We start from the raw sequence: 16,134 nt of genomic DNA, 5'->3' as shown, positions 1-16,134 counted from the left end.
AGAGTGCCGTCCAACGGGCCGTCCGATGCCGCACGTCCGCTGAGGGATCGGCTTAGGGGCCTCATCGCCTCGCGTGTGCGATCAACCGCTCTGCGATGATGACCGGATGTACGTCAACGTGGACGAGGGCAGCGATCCGATTCTAATGATTCACGCGGCCGGCGTGAGCGGATGGATGTGGGGACCCCTGCGCGAGCTGCTAGGGCCGACCATGAAATCCATCGTCCCCGACCTCCCAGGATTCGGCCGTAGCGCAGCACAGCCGTACATCTCACATGAAGACACCCTGCAAGGGCTCACCGGCGTCATCTCACGCCACGCCCCGCAGGGAGCCCACGTTGTCGGCTTCTCCATGGGAGCCCAGCTCGCGATCCTGCTCGCTTCCGAGCTACCCCACCTCGTGCGGGGCGTCGTCGTTGTCAGCGCTGAAACAAAACCCGCTCCCTTTCCCGGACCTACGCTCGCACTGCTCAGCCTGGCTGCACCGCTCGCTCGGCATTGGCGGTTCGCGGCGGCCCAAGCACACCAGCTCGGTATCCCCAATCACCTCTTGGACGACTACCTTCACGACAGCACCGCAACGACTCGCGAAACCCTCCTGTCTAGCGTGAGCGAGAACATCCGATTCACGCTGCCCGCGACATGGAGCGACTATCAGGGAGCTGTCGACGTACTGGTTGGAGCGAACGAACGAAAACTCATGCACGAATCCGCCGAGCTGACCGCATCGGCGCTTCCTGGCAGCACTCTCCGCACAGTGCAGAGCGCTGCGCACGACATCCCGTTCAGCCAACCCGGCATTATCGCGTCCACGCTTCACGGCCAGATCATCGGATTCACCCCCTGACTGCGCATCACCATTGACCATTCACGGACGGACTCAGGAGCGGCAAGGGGTGACAAAAAGCTCCACGAAAAAGCTGCCACCTACCGCTGCGATTCACATCGGGATGTATTCCAAGAAAGTGGTTGGCGATGTCTCTCCAACGGTCGTTTTTAAGATGTGTTGTGAAGTGAGCGCACGAGGATCGACTGCGGGTGGCGGCGCGATTCGACTTTCTTCCCTGATAGCCAGGGTGCAATCAGCTCGGCAGGTTGGTCAGGTTCTTTGGTCGTCGACTTCGGGGGTTGACCTGTAGAGGCCGGCGATGGTGCGTTCGGAGATGAGTTCGAGTTCGAATTCGGCGAGGGCGGCGAATGTCCCGAAGACCAGTTGCCCGGGGAAGGTAGCGTGCTTCCCGGCGAGGGACGCGAGTGCCCCGGCCGGGTGGCACGAACGCAGGTGGTCAGTGTCCGCACCTGACGGTCAGTGCGCAGCGCGAAGGGCCTCATAGTCGAGCAGCGATTGCCGGGCGTAGCTGAACTACCAGTCGACAACAGCTTCGGTGGCGGCCTCGGATTTGCCCAGGTAGCCGAGGATCTGGCCTGCCGCGGGGCTTTGCGCGTGGGCGCGTGCGAGCAGGAGTGCGCACGTGCGGACGTAGTCGAAGAACGGGACAAAGTCGAGTCCCGCCAGGTCGATCGATCCTTTCATGTCATGGAACTGGCGCACGTAGTAGTCGCGTCCGTCGTTCTGCAGATGCCCTAGGAACGGATCCGACACTGCCTGCAGCACCCGTTGGAGCTGGACCACGCGGGTACCCTGACCATGCGCTGCCACATCCTGCGCGCTGCTGCTCGGCTGCGGGATGCCGCCGTAACGTTGCAACACTGACTGCCCGGCCTCCTTCACCTGGAGCAGTAGCGCATCCCCATCGGGGGACTGCAGCAACTGCAGGAAACAACGGGTTCCGACGCTCCCGACGCCGACCACACGGCGGGCGAGATCGGTGGGGGTGTACTGGGCCAGAACGGTGCGGACATCGAGACTGACCGTGTGGCGGTATTCGGCGAACAGGCGCGGTACCACGTCGGTGTTCTGCAAGGGAGCAGTCGTCATTGCCGGAGGCCGTTCAACGAAACGCAGGCGACCGTCGTGGTCTATCTGCGTGGTACGACGCACGGCCCGCTTGTTGGTGCGCGTCCTGGCCGTCCTGATCGCGTGGTGCAGCACCTTATGGGCGTCCGCGCTCAGGAGGCTGCGGGCGAATTTGACGTTGCTATGCATGTAGTAGCGCTCGTACGGGTTTCGTTCCAGCATCGTCGTCAGTGCGCTGCGGTACGCCCTTACGGTCCCTTGTGCTGCCTTGCGCACCTCGCGTTCCGTGTACTCGGCGTGCATTCCACCGACCACCACGCTCGTGATGAGCCGTTTGAGGTCCCAGTCCCACGGGGCTGCGCCGGCCTCGTCGAAGTCGTTGAGGTCGAAGACGAGTTTGCGTTCCGGGGAGGCATAGAAGCCGAAGTTGCTGATGTGCGCGTCACCGCATGCCGCGACCACGATCCCCGAGTGCGAGTCGCGGGCGAGGTCCATGGCCATCAGCCCGGCCGTCCCTCGGTAGAACGCGAAGGGGTTCTCGAGCATGCGCTCCATCCGCAAGGGCACCAGTTCCTGGTTGCGGTCTTCGTTCTGTTCGCGGATATGAGCGACGGCGTCACGATGTGCCGTGCTCCGCTCGGCCAGTGCACTACGCGGCGTGGTCCGGCGCAGTTGGCGGCCGCGGGCATACGCATCAGCACGACTCAACTGCAGCTCTTCACGAACCGGTGCGGAGTAGGACTCGGCAGGCATGAGGTCATTTTGGACGCTCGCACCCGGTTCCGCAACTAACCAGAGCGAGGTGGTGATCAGCCAGCCCTTATTGAACGCGTACGCATCCAGGACTACTCCGTGTGGCCGAACTGCATGCGGCCGCGCCGCGTCCCCGGTGCCATGGGCTCAGCCTGCCGATGCGCAAAAGCTTCCGGCCCGTGCCAAGAGTGCGGCCGTCCGATAGGGGATCCCCTTCCGGACTGCACCATGCGCCAAATAGCGCTGTGAAAACGCCGCCATTTACCGCCGAAAGCCACAAGCGTCTGCGGACGGGACATTTGACCGTCACCGACACGCCCTCGAGACAGGCGGGCGGGATCGCCCCGGGCTTCGGGAGTTCCCGGCGCGGCAAGGACCACTGTCTCGGAATGCCGTCCAACAACAGGCATCTGATGTGTGGCCGCCCGGGCTGGATGAGCTGGCGATCAAACGTTGACGTTTAGGGACCGGGTCGTTGCCTGGAGCCAGGACGCGATGCGGTCAAGTCCTGCGTTCATGGCGGGGGTTCCCGGTTTGTTGAGAAAGCCGTGCCGGGTTGCTGGTAGATAGTCGTTCTCGACGGGCACGTTGTGGGTTGCCAGTTCGGCAGCGAAGGCGTCGCCAGACGCGCGTAATGTGTCGAATTCGTCAGTGAGGATCAGGGTGTTCGGGAACCGTGACACGTCTGCCCCGCCCGGAAAGGCGCGGGGGTCGTTCATGGCCTGAGGTGATCCGGCGTAGTTTCGGTTCATTCGCTCCACCGTTGCCGGGGTGAACTGCCAGAAACCGCGGTGGCCCCGCAGTTTCTTTCGCAGCTCCGGCTGAAGCGGCGGAATCCGCGATGGGCAGGTCACCAACCGGCCGGTCTACGTCGCTATCGGCGTCAGTGTCAACGGTGAACGCGACATCCTCGGGCTGTGGGCCGGAGACGGCGGGGAAGGGGCAAAGTTCTGGCTCTCGGTGCTGATCGAAATCAAGAACCGCGGCGTCGATGACGTCTGCATCACGGTCTGCGACGGGCTCTAGGGACTCCCCGAAGCCATCACCAGGGTCTGGGCGCTGGCGGTGGTCCAAACGTGCGCCCGCTACCGGCGCGCGGTCAGGGCCCGGGGCCATTTCCCCACCGAGCAAGCGGCCCTGAAATGCCTCTTCCTCACCACCCGGGCACTGGACCCAACAGGCCAGGGCACGGCACGATGGGCCACACGATGGAAGCCGGCGCTCAACGCCTTTGCCATCAGCTTCGACGGAAAAATCAACTAAATGCCCACCGTGGATCCACCGAAAATCGGACAGTCCCGCGACGCAGAAGTGGGTCATAAAGGGCGGGGGAGCGTTTTGACAATTGCTGCCGCGGAGCCCGTATGTGGTTCGAAATTGGGTCTGCTTGGAGTGTCGATCGTTCGGGACGGGTGACTTATTTGTCGGTTTCGGGTTGGAGTGCGGTCGCCGCGTCGAGGGCGTCGTCGACGACGATCAGGTAGTTGTCACGTCCGGCGGCGAGAGGGACGGAGTGTTCGCCGTACTTGTCGTAGGCGAGGTCGACGGCGTCGGCGGCGATGGTGATGTTGAGCCGGCGCAGGAGCCGGGCGATGTCCAGGGTGTCTTTGTCGCGTTCGGCTGCGATTTTCATGGCCAGGAGGGTTTCGGTGTCTGCAGCCTGAATGGTGAGTCCGTCGAGCTGTTCGATGTCGACCCAGGTGGCGTTGTCGGGGACGAAGGCTGACGCGTTGGTGTTGAACCAGTCGGGGGCGACGTCGTAGTCTGCCGCCATATCGGCGACGACGGCGTGGATGGTGTGTGGGTCGGCGTAGCTGGCGTCGATGTCTGCGGTGGGGCGGTTGCCGATGCCTTGGAGGATGAGGGCGGCACCGCCTACTAGTTTGATGTCGCCGTGGGCGCCGGCGGCCTGCAGGCGTCGGCCGAGTTCATGGAGGAGGGCCCAAATTTGTGCGGCGGTGAGTTCTCCGCCGGTCATGCGGTGGCCAGGCTGCGTTCGCGGATGAAGACGTTCAAAGCTGCGAGTTCCGGTGGTGTTTCGGCGCGAGTGATTTCCTTCATAGGTGTTCGGATGCTGCGGTAGGACTCTGCCGGCATCCACGCCGCGTCGAGGGGCTTGATTCGTCGCGTCCAGGATGGCGCTGGTTGGCCGAGGCGGTGCGCGGTGTAGTTGGTGATTCCGGCAAGGGCCGCTGACCAGTGCGCGTCCTTGAGGCGGGGGCTGCGCTGGAGCAGCGGGGTGCCGGCGGTGAGGGATGCGGTGGCGTAGTCGGCGAGCATTTTGATGGCGAACTCAAAGTCCCGCTCGGAGATGAGCCGGGTAAACGTTGCCGCATAGTCGCGCCGTGCCGGGTCGTGGTCGCGGCCGCGGGGGATGGGATCGGTGGCGGCCAAGGAGAGGCCGACGGCGGCCAGGACGGCCAGAGTCTTGCCGAGTTCGGCGCGGTCGTGGCCTGCTTCCAGGTCGATGAGGAATTTCCGTGACACCCCAGCCATGTCCGCAAGGGCCTGCTGGGACCACCCGCGGGCACTTCGCCGGGCGCGAATGATGGCGCCCGCAGCCGCGGGGGTCTCGATGATCGTTTCGAGTGTCATGGCATCCCTTCTACCGTCCATTATGTCACCGAATGGTTACAAGTGTATTTTTGAGGATGGAGCTCTGGCCGCTAACAGCCTGAAATCTACGCTGGCCCGCCCCGCCTCCTCCTGCCACGGTCTCAGTCGGGATGTGCGCGGCCGTGCGCATCGGTGGAACGTTTCTGATCGGTCATTTGAATCTCGGTCGATTGCGTAATGAGATTGCCGAAGGGAGGTACAACCTCTGTGGAGAGATTGGATGCCGGCCAGGCCCTATACGCGGGAGCCAGTGCCAGCGGGCGTGCCCTCCGTTCGATGCCTCAGACCCGGTCGGAATCTCGGATTGTTTGTCAGCACAACGAGGAACCGCGCCCCTTCAACGTAGGGTGCGGTCGGTGGTTGGGAGGCTTGAAGCGTCGAATTTGCGGGTGTGTACAAAGTTCACGCTTTGGGCTTCGGACTCCGTCGTATGTGGGTCGGATCCCTTATATTTCCGGGACTTCCCAGTGTCCGCGCGGACTGGAATGCATGGTCCGTTGCTCGGCAGACTGTCAGTCGATGTTTTCGACGCCTATGAGGCGTTGTTCTTCGACATCGAGCCTGGTTTGCAGTCGCCGGGCGACGGTGTCATCGACCGTGCCGGCGAGGCGGAGTTGCAAAAGTACTTCCCGCTTCCTCTCGAGTACGGCCTGACGGAGCGTTATTTCTTCCTGCCGCGGTAGCGTGGTGGTCGCCGGATCGGACCCGGCTTTCAGCGCCTGTGCGACCGACAGGTGGGATCGATACTCGTCCGCGAGCCGGCTCTGCACAGTTGAGCTCGTCCCGAGTTCGTGAGCGAGCTCGTCAAGGGCGGAGACGGCTACGGAAGCGATTGCCAGTTCGGCCAGGCGGAGTTCTTCCTCCTCGGGCTCAACGGGAAGCTTGGCCCAGCGGACTACTGCGGGCAGTAGCGGGCCTTGGACGAGCATGGTCAACACGATGACGCCGGCGGTGATGAAGATGATGTCGTCGCGTCCGGGGAGCGGGCTGCCGTCATTGAGCGCCGATGGCACGGACAATGCGATCGCAAGGGATACGGCTCCGCGGAACCCGGCAATGGAGCTGACGACCCGTGCACGGTAGGTCATCCGGCAGTGGCGTTGGGAGGGACGCCTGTCCAGAATTCGGATGACAGCGATGCTCACGGTTTGGAACACGAACCGGACGATGATGAGCACCAGCCAAACGGCAACTGCGGACAGCAGAAGGCGGCCCACGTCAAGAGGGTTGATCTCGTGAACCGTAGCCTGCACCTGAAGACCGATGAGAACGAACAAAGCGCCGTTCAAAAGGTAGGAACCGAGGGGCCATGCGGACTCGGTCTGGCGGCGCGATGCTGCCGTGCTGATCCGGCTGGAGGTGAAGGAAATGATCAACCCGGCGACGACGACGGCCAGCACGCCCGATGCCCCAACCGCTTCGGCGAGCAGGAAAGCAGCGAACGGAGTGATGAGCAGGGCAATGTTGATGACGAGCGGGTCGCGCACTCGGACCAGAAGCAGGTAGGCCGCTCCTGCAACCAGGATTCCGGCGACCGCCCCTCCAACATAGGAGAGGGCGAACAGGGCGGCGATATTGACCGGCGTGTAGCTGCCGCCAAGTGCCGCACCCACGGCGATGGCGTACAGCACCAGGGCCGTACCGTCATTGGTCAGGCTCTCGGCCTTGAGCAACATGAAATTCCGCCGCGGCAGCATCCGCCCGAGGGCTGCTACCGCCGTCGCGTCCGGAGGAGCCAGAGCCGCACCGAGGATAAGGGCAGCGTTCCACGGCAGGCCGAGGACGTATGCCACGCCTGCCACGGCGAGAGCGGACGCGACGACCAGCAGTGTGCTGAGCAAGACGATGCCGCGCAGGTCCCGCCGGATCGAGCGAAGCGAGGTGGTCAGGCTTTCCCAGAACAGCATGACCGGCAGGAAGATCAGCAACACTGTCTCCGGTGGCAGCTCGATCTGCCGCAGCTGCGGGACGAAGCCAAGGACAAGGCCGAAGACCAGCAGCAGCAAGGGCGCGGCGACCCGGAGCCTGGGAGCCAGGATCGCGCCCGCGAGCACGGTCACTCCCAGGAGCACGACGGTTTCCAGGCCCTCCACGACGTCTCCTTTCGATTGTGTTCTATTGCTCTGGTCAACTGGACGCGCTCCGTGGGACTTACCAGGTGGATGCGACCGTGCGTGTAATGACCCAGCCGTCTCCATGGGGTTCGAACCAGGAACGCAACATCAGTCGCCAAGTTGCCCTCGATCCCCAGATGGTGGCGTCGGTGAGTGTGCGGGCGGTCAAAAGGGGAGTGGTCCCTTCAGTGCTGATGGTGGCCTCGACTGTTTCCATCCGGTGGTACTGCATCTGGCCGGTTTTCATGGCATCAAGCCATTCCGACTTTGACTGTACGTATCCGGTCATGTGAGTAAGGGTGAAGTCGTCGGTCAGGATGCTGGCCAGCTCTGCCACGTCCAGACCGACCATCGCCTCGCAAAGAGCATCATGGAGCGCTCTCACCGCCGCTGCTGTCGCGTCTGTCACCGTCGCCGCGCCACGGGCGTCAGGTCGTGGGTACCGTAGCTGTTGTCATCCGGGTTGACCGTCACTCCGGGCGCGACGAGTTGGTCGATGCGGTCCAGCACGTCGGTGCTCAGTTTGATGTCCGCGGCGGGCAGGTAGGACTCGAGCTGTTCCATGGTGCGCGGTCCGACGATGGCGGCCGTGACGCCGGGGTGGTTGATCACGAACGCGATGGCCAGCTCGATGAGCGTGAGCCCGGTTTGTTCGGCGAGCTGGGCGAGGTCTTCGACGATGTCGAGTTTTCGCTGGTTGGCCGGGCTTGTCATGTCGAACCGAGCGCTGGGGCGGGCTGACGAGGTGGGTGCGGACGCCGAGTCTTTCCGCCAGCGCCCCGAGAGCCACCCGCCGCTGAGCGGGCTGTACGTGAGGGTGCCCATGCCGTGACGTTGCACCGTCGGGAGGACGTCTTCCTCGATGCCGCGGACCAGGATCGAGTAGGGCGGCTGCTCTGTGACGAACCGCTCCAGGTTGCGTTCCCGGGATGCCCACTGGGCTTCGACGATCTGGGATCCTGAGTACGACGAGGAGCCGATGTAACGGACCTTCCCTTGGCGGACGAGGTCGGTGAGGGCGCCGAGGGTCTCCTCGACGTCGGTATCGGGACTGGGCCGGTGGACCTGGTAGAGGTCGATGTAATCGGTGTTCAGGCGGCGGAGGGAGTTTTCGACCTCACGGATGATCCAGCGGCGGGATCCGCCCCGCTGGTTGGGGTCTTCGCTCATGGGCATGAAGAACTTCGTGGCGAGGAACACCTCGTCGCGGCGTCCTTCCAGCGCCTGCCCGACGATCTCCTCTGATGCCCCGCCGGAGTAGACGTCGGCGGTATCGATGAAGTTGATGCCCGCGTCGAGGGCGTGGTGGATGATGCGGATGGAATCGGCGGTGTCCTTGTTGCCCCAGGGGCCGAACATCATCGCACCCAGGCACAAGGGACTGACCTGCACACCGGTGCGGCCGAGGAGACGGTATTCCATGATGGTTCCTTCTCTCTGTCGTAGGCTTCTGGGGTCTCAGGCTTCGGGGATGACCATGGCGAAGCGTTCCTCGCGGGCCTCGTCGGGGTCAGGTCCGTTGCGCATTCCAGTGTCGAGCGCGTCGATGGCGGCGAGTTCGTCGGCGCTGAGTTCGAAGTTGAATACGTCGAAGTTTTCGGCGATGCGTGCCGGGTTGGTCGATTTCGGGATGGCTGAGCGGCCCTGCTGCAGGTGCCACCGGAGCATGACCTGTGCCGGGCTCTTGCCGTAGGCCCGTGCGATGGTGGCGATTGTCGGGTCTTCCATGACGTTCCGGCGATCCTCGCCCCATCCGGGGTAGAAGGTGATGCCTCCGATCGGTGACCAGGCCTGGGTGAGGATCCCGTGTTGGGCGTCGGCTGCCTGTACGTCCGGCTGGGTGAAGTAGGGGTGCAGTTCGATCTGGTTCACGGCCGGGACGATGTCGGTCGAGTCGAGAAGTTGCTTCAGATGGTGGGGCATGAAGTTGCTGACGCCGATCGCCCGCACGCGCCCGTCAGCAAGTAGGGTCTCCAGGGCTTTGTACGCGGCGACGGTTTTCTCGAACCGGTCGGGGGCGGGCTGGTGCAGTATGAGAAGGTCCAGATAGTCGACGCCGAGTTTGCCCGTCGCTTTGTCCCAGGCGTGCAGGGTCTGGTCGTAGCCGTAGTCACTGACCCAGACCTTGGTCTCGATGAACACCTCCGAACGATCCAGGCCCGAGCTGCGGATGCCCTCACCGACCTCCCGCTCGTTGCCGTACGCGGCGGCCGTGTCGATATGCCGGTAGCCGGCAGCAAGCGCGGCTTCGACTGCGGCCGTGGTCTGCTGGGGGGCACTTTGGAAGACGCCCAGACCAAGAGCTGGCATGGTGACGCCGTTGTTGAGAGTAAGTTTCATTTCCATGCCTTTCACGGTATTCAGAGGTGCGCATTTGTGGGAGGGCACATCATTACCTCTATCGAGCGGGAGGCGGCACCGCGAGGCGTGCCGCCCGTCGTTGCCGCGGGTTTTTCTGGGCTGGCAGCCAGGCCAGTCCGATCCCGAGCTCATCGCAAACCCCGAACCTCGTGGGTTCAGGCTCCCGCATCCACAGTGAGTATTGGTCCTGGATGACGGCGATTGGTTGGACGGAATGGGCGCGGCCGATGCTCGTTTCGCTCGCCTCCGACAGTCCAAAGTGACGCACTTTGGGCTTCGGACAGGGTCGTACTGGTGCCGTTTCGGACCGGATTCCGCACGTTTCCGAGGGAGTCCAGTGTTTGACACGAGTTCCTGCGGCCGCCAGATCTGTCTGGTGTGACTTTCAGGTCCCCGGCCGAAGACCAACTGGTGCCGGGGGACAAAGCCGAGGGACGGGATGCGGACTGTGCCTCCCGTCGCTGCGCCTTCAGCCGGGTCGGCGTGCCATGTGGCGGGCACCGCGGAGGCCGAACACGACGGCGGGTCCGATGGTCGAGCCCGGGCCGGGGTATGTCCGCCCCATGACCGAGGCGGAGTTGTTGCCCGCCGAGTAGAGGCCTTCGATGACAGTGCCGTCCTCGCGCAACGCACGGGCCTCGGTGTCGGTGACGACACCGCCCTTGGTGCCGAGGTCTCCGATCACCACTTGGAACGCGGTGAATGGGCCCTTTTCGAGCGTGCCGAGGCAGGGGTTGGGGTGGACCGTCGGGTCGCCGTAGTAGCGGTCGTAGGCTGAGTTGCCGCGGCCGAAGTCGCCGTCGACGCCGGCCCGAGCGAAGCCGTTGAACCGGTGGATGGTCGCCTTCAGGCGAGCAGAATCCATGTCGAGCTTCGCGGCGAGCTCGTCGAGCGTGTCCGCCTTGACCATGATCCCCGCCTCCTTCATGGCTTTGTTGTTCTTCGGGTCGATCGCGAAGGTGCGCAGGTAGCGGCGGGCATGGCGCACGTCGCCGACCATCCAGTAGGGGCCGTCCTTGTCGTGTTCGAGCATGTGGTGACCGAGGTCGACGTAGGACTCGGACTCGTTCGCGAACCGGTCACCCTTGGCGTCGAGGATGATCGAGTATGGCAGGGAACGCTCTCCGACGATGAACGCGGGGCCGCGACCTGGCGCTGCGGCAATCGATCCTCCCCACCACGCGTCGTCCATGAGCTCGAGCGCGGCCCCGTTGTCCTGCGCAATCTCGATAGGGCGCCCGAGGTTGCCGGGAGCGCCCGACGGGGCGCCCTCGATCCCGTGGTGCTTCTGGCGGAGGTCCTTGTTGTGGTCAAAGCCGCCGCCGGCGAGCATCACGCCGCGCGTCGCGCCGATGGTCACGGGCCTGCCGTCACGCGTGATCCGCACTCCGACGACACGGCCGTCCTCGACGATGAGTTCCTGCAGCGGCGCATTCAGCCACAGCTCAGCACCCTGCTTCTGCACGACGACATCGAGGAACGCGGCGGCGAATCCGGCGCCAATGCCGCCGAGCTTCTTGCCGGTGACCACGCCGCCGAGGGCGCGGAAGACGAGCTGTGCCCCGCGGACGAAGCCTGCCGGCGTCGACCATGCGCGACCCAGGAGCCACACGTCGTCGGTCTTAACCGGCAGCGCGGCGGGCGCCTGGCAACTCATCCACCAGTCACCGATCTTGTTGATATCGAACGGCTTCACCTCGAGGCCACGGCCGATCTTGCCGCCCGGGAGCTCGGGGTAGTAATCGGGGTAGTCCGCTGCACGCATGAATGTCACGCCGTGCTTCTCGGCGGTGGTGACGAAGTCGGCGACGCCGTCGACGAATGCCTCCTTGCGGGCTCGCGTCGTGGCGCGACCCTCATCGCCGACCGTCGCCTCCAGGTAAGTCAGCGCCTCCTCGCGGGAGTCGCCGGCACCGTCGCGCTGCATGAGCGGGTTGTCAGGCAGCCACATGCCGCCGCCGGACATGGACGTGTTGCCGCCCCACTTGCCCGTGCTTTCGAGCAGGAGGACGCGCAGGCCCTCGTCTGCGGCGCCCATGGCTGTGGCCAATCCTGCGGCACCCGTGCCGACGACGACGACATCATAGGTGTGGTCAAAGAACTTCGACTCTGACATGCCTTGCTCCTTCGCTTCCCGGACCCGTGTGGCCGGGTGGGATGCAGCCCGGCCGACGCTGGGCCTATTTGCGTCACTCTATGACAGAAATATCTCGGGGGCTAGAGTGTTGCCATGACCGATGCCGCGACACCGAAGGCACCTCGCGGTCGCCCGGTCGCCGTCACGGCGGAACAGATCGAGGCCGTCGCCCTGCACCTCTGGTCCGAACACGGATTCCACGAGGTTTCCGTCGCCGATGTCGCCGCCGAAGTGGGCGTCACGGCGCGCACGATTTTCCGCCGGTACCCGACGAAGGCGGACATCGTTTGGGGTCCCCTCGCGGCGTCGTTCCAGATCCTCACGGATGCTCTAGAGCAGACCTCACCGCAGGCCGCTCTCTTCGAACGCGCGCGTACCGCCCTCGTGGACATGATTCGCGACGGCGACGTCCACCCGACCGCCCAACACCGGATCCGCATCGTCGGGCGGACCCCCGAGCTTCAGAGCAGCACCTCGGCCCCGTTCCAGCTGTGGCGACAAAACCTCTACGACTTCGCCGTCGCACAACCGGACGTCGACGCCCTCCGCGCCCAAGTGTTCGCGTGGTCCGTACAGAGCACGGCACTGGCCGGGCTCATCTGGTGGGTGGAGCAGGAGCCAGGAACGGCTCCCTGGCAGGCCGTGGACGAGGCGTTCGCACAACTCATCGGCTGAGCCGGCCCGGGCATGTCTCCTCATGACGACGGGACGGCGCCGCCAGCGGCGCCCAATCGTCGATGGCACGAACCTGCAGACCGGCTGCGATCTTCGGCGCCGACGACGTGACTGGCGACCAGCAGGCAGTACGGAAAGGCCAATGACAAATCAGATATTCTGATGACAGCGCCGTCCAGACGGTGGGCCTGCCCTCCTCCGGGACTCAGGTTCCCCACGAATGGTGAGCGACCCAGGTAACGCGGGCCCGGAGCGGCACTGCGCTCTCGTCGGAATTCTCAAATGGAAAGGCTTGAAACCTTGATCCGTCACACAGTCGTCTTCTCACTCGTCCACCCCGAGGGTTCCGCGATGGAAGCCGACTTCCTCGCCACAGCGCAGTCGACCCTCACAGCCATCCCCGATGTCATGGGCTTCGCGATCTCCCGTCAGGTCAGCCCGAAGAGCCCACTCCGTTTTCAGTTCGCGATGACGTTCCCCGATCGGGCCGCCTACGCCGCGTACGACTCCCACCCCGCCCACGTCGCCTTTGTCCAGACCCGATGGGTGCCGGAAGTGTCGGACTTCCAGGAGTACGACTTCATCGACAGAGCCTGACTGTTTGGCAGGGCTACGCCGGTGGCGACACTCCTTCGCCGGCAGAACACCTCGCCAGCCCCTGATGCCCCGGAAAAGAGGAACGCGACACTGGTCGCCGAAACTATGCGGCCGTGGGTGCCAAGCCGCCGTGGATCATGTACTGCGGTTGAAGTACTTGGGTCGGTCCGCGAAGACGATGTGGGGTGATGCCCTTCCCGGGAACCTTGATGTATGCACCTGGACGAATGTGATGTAGCCGCAACCACCCCACTGCTTCGGGAGGCCACTTTAGCGGCCCCGCGCAGGGCGGCCCGGGCGGCCGTCGTGGTGAACCCGACGAAGTTCGCTCATCCGGTTGGGTTAATGCGGTTCCGGGCCCGCGTGGATCAGGAATTCCGACGCCACGGATGGATTCCGCCGCGTTGGTTTCCGACGACTGCCGCGACACGGGGACATCAGGAGGCCCGAAGGGCCGCGGCCGCCGGCGTGGACATCGTGCTGGCTGCCGGGGGTGACGGGACGATCCGCACGGTCGCCCAGGAGTTGATGGGAACAGGTATGCCGTTGGGACTGTTGCCGGCAGGTACCGGAAACCTGCTGGCCCGTAACCTCGGAGTCCCACACAACGATGCCCCAGCGGCCGTTCGCATTATTTGCGAGGGGCAGGATCGTGCTGTGGACGCCGGCTGGCTGGAACTCGACCGAACAGGTGACGACCTGTACACCGAGCGTCACCTGTTCCTGGTGATGGCCGGTACCGGGTTCGATGCCGCGATGATGGCTGGTGCTGGTCAGAAAATGAAGCAGCGACTGAGGCACGCGGCGTACCTGGTCTCCGGGGCGCGCGCTCTTGGGCTCGTCATGGAAACCACCGCAGTGCGCGTCGACGGCCGGCTAGTCCTCTCCCAGCCGTCCCACGCAGCGAAACACCGCGACCGGTGCAGGTGGACGGGGAACTGATGGGGCTCGCTTACGGCCTCTGCACAAACGTTCAGCGGGCCGGGTTGATCGTGCGCTGCCATTCCGTCCAGCCGCAGGGCATGGCCGATCCTATGGTTTCTATGCGTCAACAGCCTTCGGAGCCGCGCGACATGTCGGCGAACGAAGCCCTGGAAGGTATGCCCGCGTGAGAGGCATCAGGTGGGTCAGGAAGCGAGACCTGCACGGTACGCATAGGCAACCAGTTGGGCGCGGTCTCTGGCTCCCACCTTCGTCATGGCCCGGTTGGCGTGGGTCTTGACCGTATAGGGCGAGACAAACATGGTTTCGGCGATTTGTTGGTTGGTCTGGCCCGTGGCAATAGCGATGACGACGTCGCGCTCTTTGGGCGTGAGGGCGGAGAACAAGTCCGTCAGGGCGGGGTCGACGTCGGCCTGCCGCTCCTCGGCGACCCGGTCGATCAGCGCGGCGGCGGCAGTGGCGGAGAGGGCACCACCTCCGGCGGCGACCTCCTCGATTCCGGCCGCGAGTTCTGCGGGTCCCACACCCTTGCTGAGGAAGCCGTTGGCTCCGGCCCGCAGCGCGGCAAAGACGGTCTCGTCGTGATCGAATGTTGTCAGGATGATGATGCGGACGCGTTCGGCCGGGATGCTTTGCCGGATCCGGCGGGTCGCTTCCACGCCGTCGACGCCGGGCATGCGGATGTCCATCAGGACCACGTCAACGTCCAGTTCGCCGAGCAGGCGGACCGCCTCCAGTCCGTCGCCGGCCTCGGCCGTCACGGTGATGTTGGGCTGGGCCTGCAGAATCGCGCGCAGGCCGACCCGGATCATTTCCTGGTCATCGACAATCAGTACGCGGATCATTGGATCATCCCTCCGTCCGTCTTCAGGGTCGCCGTGACGCGGAACCTGCCGCCGTCGTCATCGATAGTCAAACGGCCTCCGGCCGAGCGCGCGCGTTCACGCATCCCCACCAATCCATAGCCTCTGCCCTCACCGCTGGTCTTCCGTGTACTTGCGCAATCGTTCTCCGCCACAATGCTCAGGTGTCCGTCAGCAGAGCGGATGGCCAGTTTCACCGGTCCCCGGCCGTGCCGCTGCGCGTTCGTCAGTGCCTCCTGCACGATCCGGAAGGCAGCCAGGCCCGCCGTCGGATCCAGCTCCCCGATGTCTGCGTCGATGTCGAAATCCACAGCTACACCCGCGGCGCGGAACGTTTCGATCAGTGCCGGGATCTGCGCGAGATCAGGTGTCGGGCGGTGCGGATCGTCGTCATCGCCGCCGCGGCGGAGCACAGCGAGGATCAGTTGCGTTTCGTGCAGCACACGGCGGACGCTGGCACGGGCAGATTCCAGCGCCGTGCGGGCTGCCGTGTCTCCGGCGGGGAGGCTCACCTCGGCCACGCCAAGATGCATCCCGAGCACGGCGACCTCATGGCCCACGACGTCGTGGAGGTCGCGGGCTATGCGCACCCGCTCGTCAGCGATTCCGCGTGCGACAGCCAGGTCAGCTGTGGCTTCGGCGTCGAGCGCGCGTTGTTTCATGGACTCAAGGTATCCCTGCTGGGCGCGCACAGCGCTTCCGACGGCGGCACCTACTGCACAGCATGCCGAGGCCACGAGGGCCCCGGACGCCTGAAAGTCCCAGTGCTCCCGGATCACCAGGGAGATGTACACAGGAATGCCGGCGATCAGCAGCGCGACTATGGCGCGGGTACCTCGGACGGTCACGGAGAACAAGGTAAAGACGACGACAGTCCACATCGCCACGAACTCGGTCGCGAGGAGGGCTGCCGCGACCGCGCCGAGCACGACGACGATCAATCCGGGCATGCGGTGGAATCGGCCCAGGATGAGGCCCGCCGCCACCAGAACGACCCCCGTGTAGCCGAGAAGCGGTTCACCGGACAGCCCCAGCACGAAGATCTCGGTGACAACAGCGGCCCAGCTCAGTATCAGAACCACACGGTCGAGGAGTTGGCCGCGCAGAAACCATGCCAGCGTCGGCGATGCCAACGCGGCGGTGCTTGATGTCATCCCA

At 64.6% G+C, this 16,134-nt stretch carries 15 protein-coding genes and 1 pseudogene; 5 read left to right on the top strand and 11 right to left on the bottom strand.

From position 1 onward, the window contains the following. Positions 1-106: 106 nt before the first annotated feature. Positions 107-847, top strand: a complete 741-nt coding sequence (locus AC1DEY_RS01765) for an alpha/beta fold hydrolase (protein ID WP_476866505.1) — start codon at positions 107-109, stop codon at positions 845-847. 516 nt (positions 848-1,363) lie between these two features. Here AC1DEY_RS01765 and AC1DEY_RS01760 read toward each other — a convergent pair. Further along, positions 1,364-2,671 carry a DUF2252 domain-containing protein gene (locus tag AC1DEY_RS01760; RefSeq protein ID WP_476866504.1) on the bottom strand — a complete coding sequence of 436 codons (1,308 nt, stop codon included), beginning with the start codon at positions 2,669-2,671 and terminating at the stop codon, positions 1,364-1,366. Between the two features lie 446 nt (positions 2,672-3,117). Next, positions 3,118-3,525 carry an alpha/beta hydrolase gene (locus AC1DEY_RS01755; RefSeq protein ID WP_476866569.1) on the bottom strand — a complete coding sequence of 136 codons (408 nt, stop codon included), beginning with the start codon at positions 3,523-3,525 and terminating at the stop codon, positions 3,118-3,120. Between AC1DEY_RS01755 and AC1DEY_RS01750 the strand changes: the two are divergent. Then, positions 3,506-3,934 (top strand): annotated as a pseudogene (locus tag AC1DEY_RS01750) (transposase); the annotation flags it as partial. The gene AC1DEY_RS01755 and the pseudogene AC1DEY_RS01750 sit on opposite strands and share 20 nt — an antisense overlap. Positions 3,935-4,088: 154 nt before the next feature. Here the strand turns inward: AC1DEY_RS01750 and AC1DEY_RS01745 are convergent. From AC1DEY_RS01745 to AC1DEY_RS01715, 7 genes are all read right to left on the bottom strand, one after another. Then, the gene (locus AC1DEY_RS01745; RefSeq protein ID WP_476866503.1) at positions 4,089-4,649 is read right to left on the bottom strand and encodes a DUF6036 family nucleotidyltransferase; all 561 of its coding nucleotides are present in this window, start codon (positions 4,647-4,649) and stop codon (positions 4,089-4,091) included. Then, positions 4,646-5,266 carry a helix-turn-helix domain-containing protein gene (locus AC1DEY_RS01740; protein ID WP_476866502.1) on the bottom strand — a complete coding sequence of 207 codons (621 nt, stop codon included), beginning with the start codon at positions 5,264-5,266 and terminating at the stop codon, positions 4,646-4,648. The genes AC1DEY_RS01745 and AC1DEY_RS01740 overlap by 4 nt, the downstream gene beginning before the upstream one ends. Before the next feature lie 533 nt (positions 5,267-5,799). After that, on the bottom strand, positions 5,800-7,380 hold the full coding sequence (locus tag AC1DEY_RS01735; protein WP_476866501.1) for a Na+/H+ antiporter: 1,581 nt from the start codon (positions 7,378-7,380) through the stop codon (positions 5,800-5,802). Positions 7,381-7,438: 58 nt separating this feature from the next. After that, positions 7,439-7,810, bottom strand: coding sequence for a nuclear transport factor 2 family protein (locus AC1DEY_RS01730; protein WP_476866500.1), 372 nt, complete (start codon positions 7,808-7,810; stop codon positions 7,439-7,441). Continuing rightward, on the bottom strand, positions 7,807-8,823 hold the full coding sequence (locus tag AC1DEY_RS01725) for an aldo/keto reductase (RefSeq protein WP_476866499.1): 1,017 nt from the start codon (positions 8,821-8,823) through the stop codon (positions 7,807-7,809). The genes AC1DEY_RS01730 and AC1DEY_RS01725 overlap by 4 nt, the downstream gene beginning before the upstream one ends. Before the next feature lie 36 nt (positions 8,824-8,859). Beyond that, positions 8,860-9,741, bottom strand: coding sequence for an aldo/keto reductase (locus AC1DEY_RS01720; RefSeq protein ID WP_476866498.1), 882 nt, complete (start codon positions 9,739-9,741; stop codon positions 8,860-8,862). Between the two features lie 490 nt (positions 9,742-10,231). Beyond that, positions 10,232-11,878 carry an FAD-dependent oxidoreductase gene (locus AC1DEY_RS01715; RefSeq protein WP_476866497.1) on the bottom strand — a complete coding sequence of 549 codons (1,647 nt, stop codon included), beginning with the start codon at positions 11,876-11,878 and terminating at the stop codon, positions 10,232-10,234. Positions 11,879-11,992: 114 nt separating this feature from the next. Between AC1DEY_RS01715 and AC1DEY_RS01710 the strand changes: the two genes are divergently transcribed. From AC1DEY_RS01710 to AC1DEY_RS01700, 3 genes are all read left to right on the top strand, one after another. Further along, complete coding sequence (locus AC1DEY_RS01710) at positions 11,993-12,574, top strand: TetR/AcrR family transcriptional regulator (protein WP_476866496.1); 582 nt, start codon at positions 11,993-11,995, stop codon at positions 12,572-12,574. Between the two features lie 300 nt (positions 12,575-12,874). Beyond that, positions 12,875-13,171 (top strand): Dabb family protein, encoded by a 297-nt coding sequence (locus tag AC1DEY_RS01705; protein ID WP_476866495.1) that lies wholly within the window; start codon positions 12,875-12,877, stop codon positions 13,169-13,171. Between the two features lie 213 nt (positions 13,172-13,384). Further along, positions 13,385-14,113 carry a diacylglycerol/lipid kinase family protein gene (locus tag AC1DEY_RS01700; protein WP_476866494.1) on the top strand — a complete coding sequence of 243 codons (729 nt, stop codon included), beginning with the start codon at positions 13,385-13,387 and terminating at the stop codon, positions 14,111-14,113. A gap of 185 nt (positions 14,114-14,298) precedes the next feature. Here AC1DEY_RS01700 and AC1DEY_RS01695 read toward each other — a convergent pair whose 3' ends face one another. Together AC1DEY_RS01695 and AC1DEY_RS01690 are read right to left on the bottom strand one after the other, a co-directional pair. Further along, positions 14,299-14,958, bottom strand: a complete 660-nt coding sequence (locus AC1DEY_RS01695) for a response regulator transcription factor (RefSeq protein ID WP_476866493.1) — start codon at positions 14,956-14,958, stop codon at positions 14,299-14,301. Further along, positions 14,955-16,130 (bottom strand): sensor histidine kinase, encoded by a 1,176-nt coding sequence (locus AC1DEY_RS01690; RefSeq protein ID WP_476866492.1) that lies wholly within the window; start codon positions 16,128-16,130, stop codon positions 14,955-14,957. Before AC1DEY_RS01690 ends, AC1DEY_RS01695 begins: the two co-directional genes overlap by 4 nt. Positions 16,131-16,134: the final 4 nt, after the last annotated feature.

This window comes from Arthrobacter sp. 05T47 (genome assembly GCF_056395825.1).
The sequence above is the reverse complement of the archived record's forward strand: the minus strand, read 5'-3'. Positions and strand labels throughout refer to the sequence as shown.

Excerpts from the sequence above, each read along its gene's own strand:
- AC1DEY_RS01765 (WP_476866505.1), top strand. The coding sequence starts at position 107 with ATGTACGTCAACGTGGACGAGGGCAGCGATCCGATTCTAATGATTCAC.
- AC1DEY_RS01760 (WP_476866504.1), bottom strand. The coding sequence starts at position 2,671 with ATGCCTGCCGAGTCCTACTCCGCACCGGTTCGTGAAGAGCTGCAGTTG.
- AC1DEY_RS01745 (WP_476866503.1), bottom strand. The coding sequence starts at position 4,649 with ATGACCGGCGGAGAACTCACCGCCGCACAAATTTGGGCCCTCCTCCAT.
- AC1DEY_RS01740 (WP_476866502.1), bottom strand. The coding sequence starts at position 5,266 with ATGACACTCGAAACGATCATCGAGACCCCCGCGGCTGCGGGCGCCATC.
- AC1DEY_RS01725 (WP_476866499.1), bottom strand. The coding sequence starts at position 8,823 with ATGGAATACCGTCTCCTCGGCCGCACCGGTGTGCAGGTCAGTCCCTTG.
- AC1DEY_RS01720 (WP_476866498.1), bottom strand. The coding sequence starts at position 9,741 with ATGAAACTTACTCTCAACAACGGCGTCACCATGCCAGCTCTTGGTCTG.
- AC1DEY_RS01715 (WP_476866497.1), bottom strand. The coding sequence starts at position 11,878 with ATGTCAGAGTCGAAGTTCTTTGACCACACCTATGATGTCGTCGTCGTC.
- AC1DEY_RS01710 (WP_476866496.1), top strand. The coding sequence starts at position 11,993 with ATGACCGATGCCGCGACACCGAAGGCACCTCGCGGTCGCCCGGTCGCC.
- AC1DEY_RS01700 (WP_476866494.1), top strand. The coding sequence starts at position 13,385 with ATGCACCTGGACGAATGTGATGTAGCCGCAACCACCCCACTGCTTCGG.
- AC1DEY_RS01695 (WP_476866493.1), bottom strand. The coding sequence starts at position 14,958 with ATGATCCGCGTACTGATTGTCGATGACCAGGAAATGATCCGGGTCGGC.
- AC1DEY_RS01690 (WP_476866492.1), bottom strand. The coding sequence starts at position 16,130 with ATGACATCAAGCACCGCCGCGTTGGCATCGCCGACGCTGGCATGGTTT.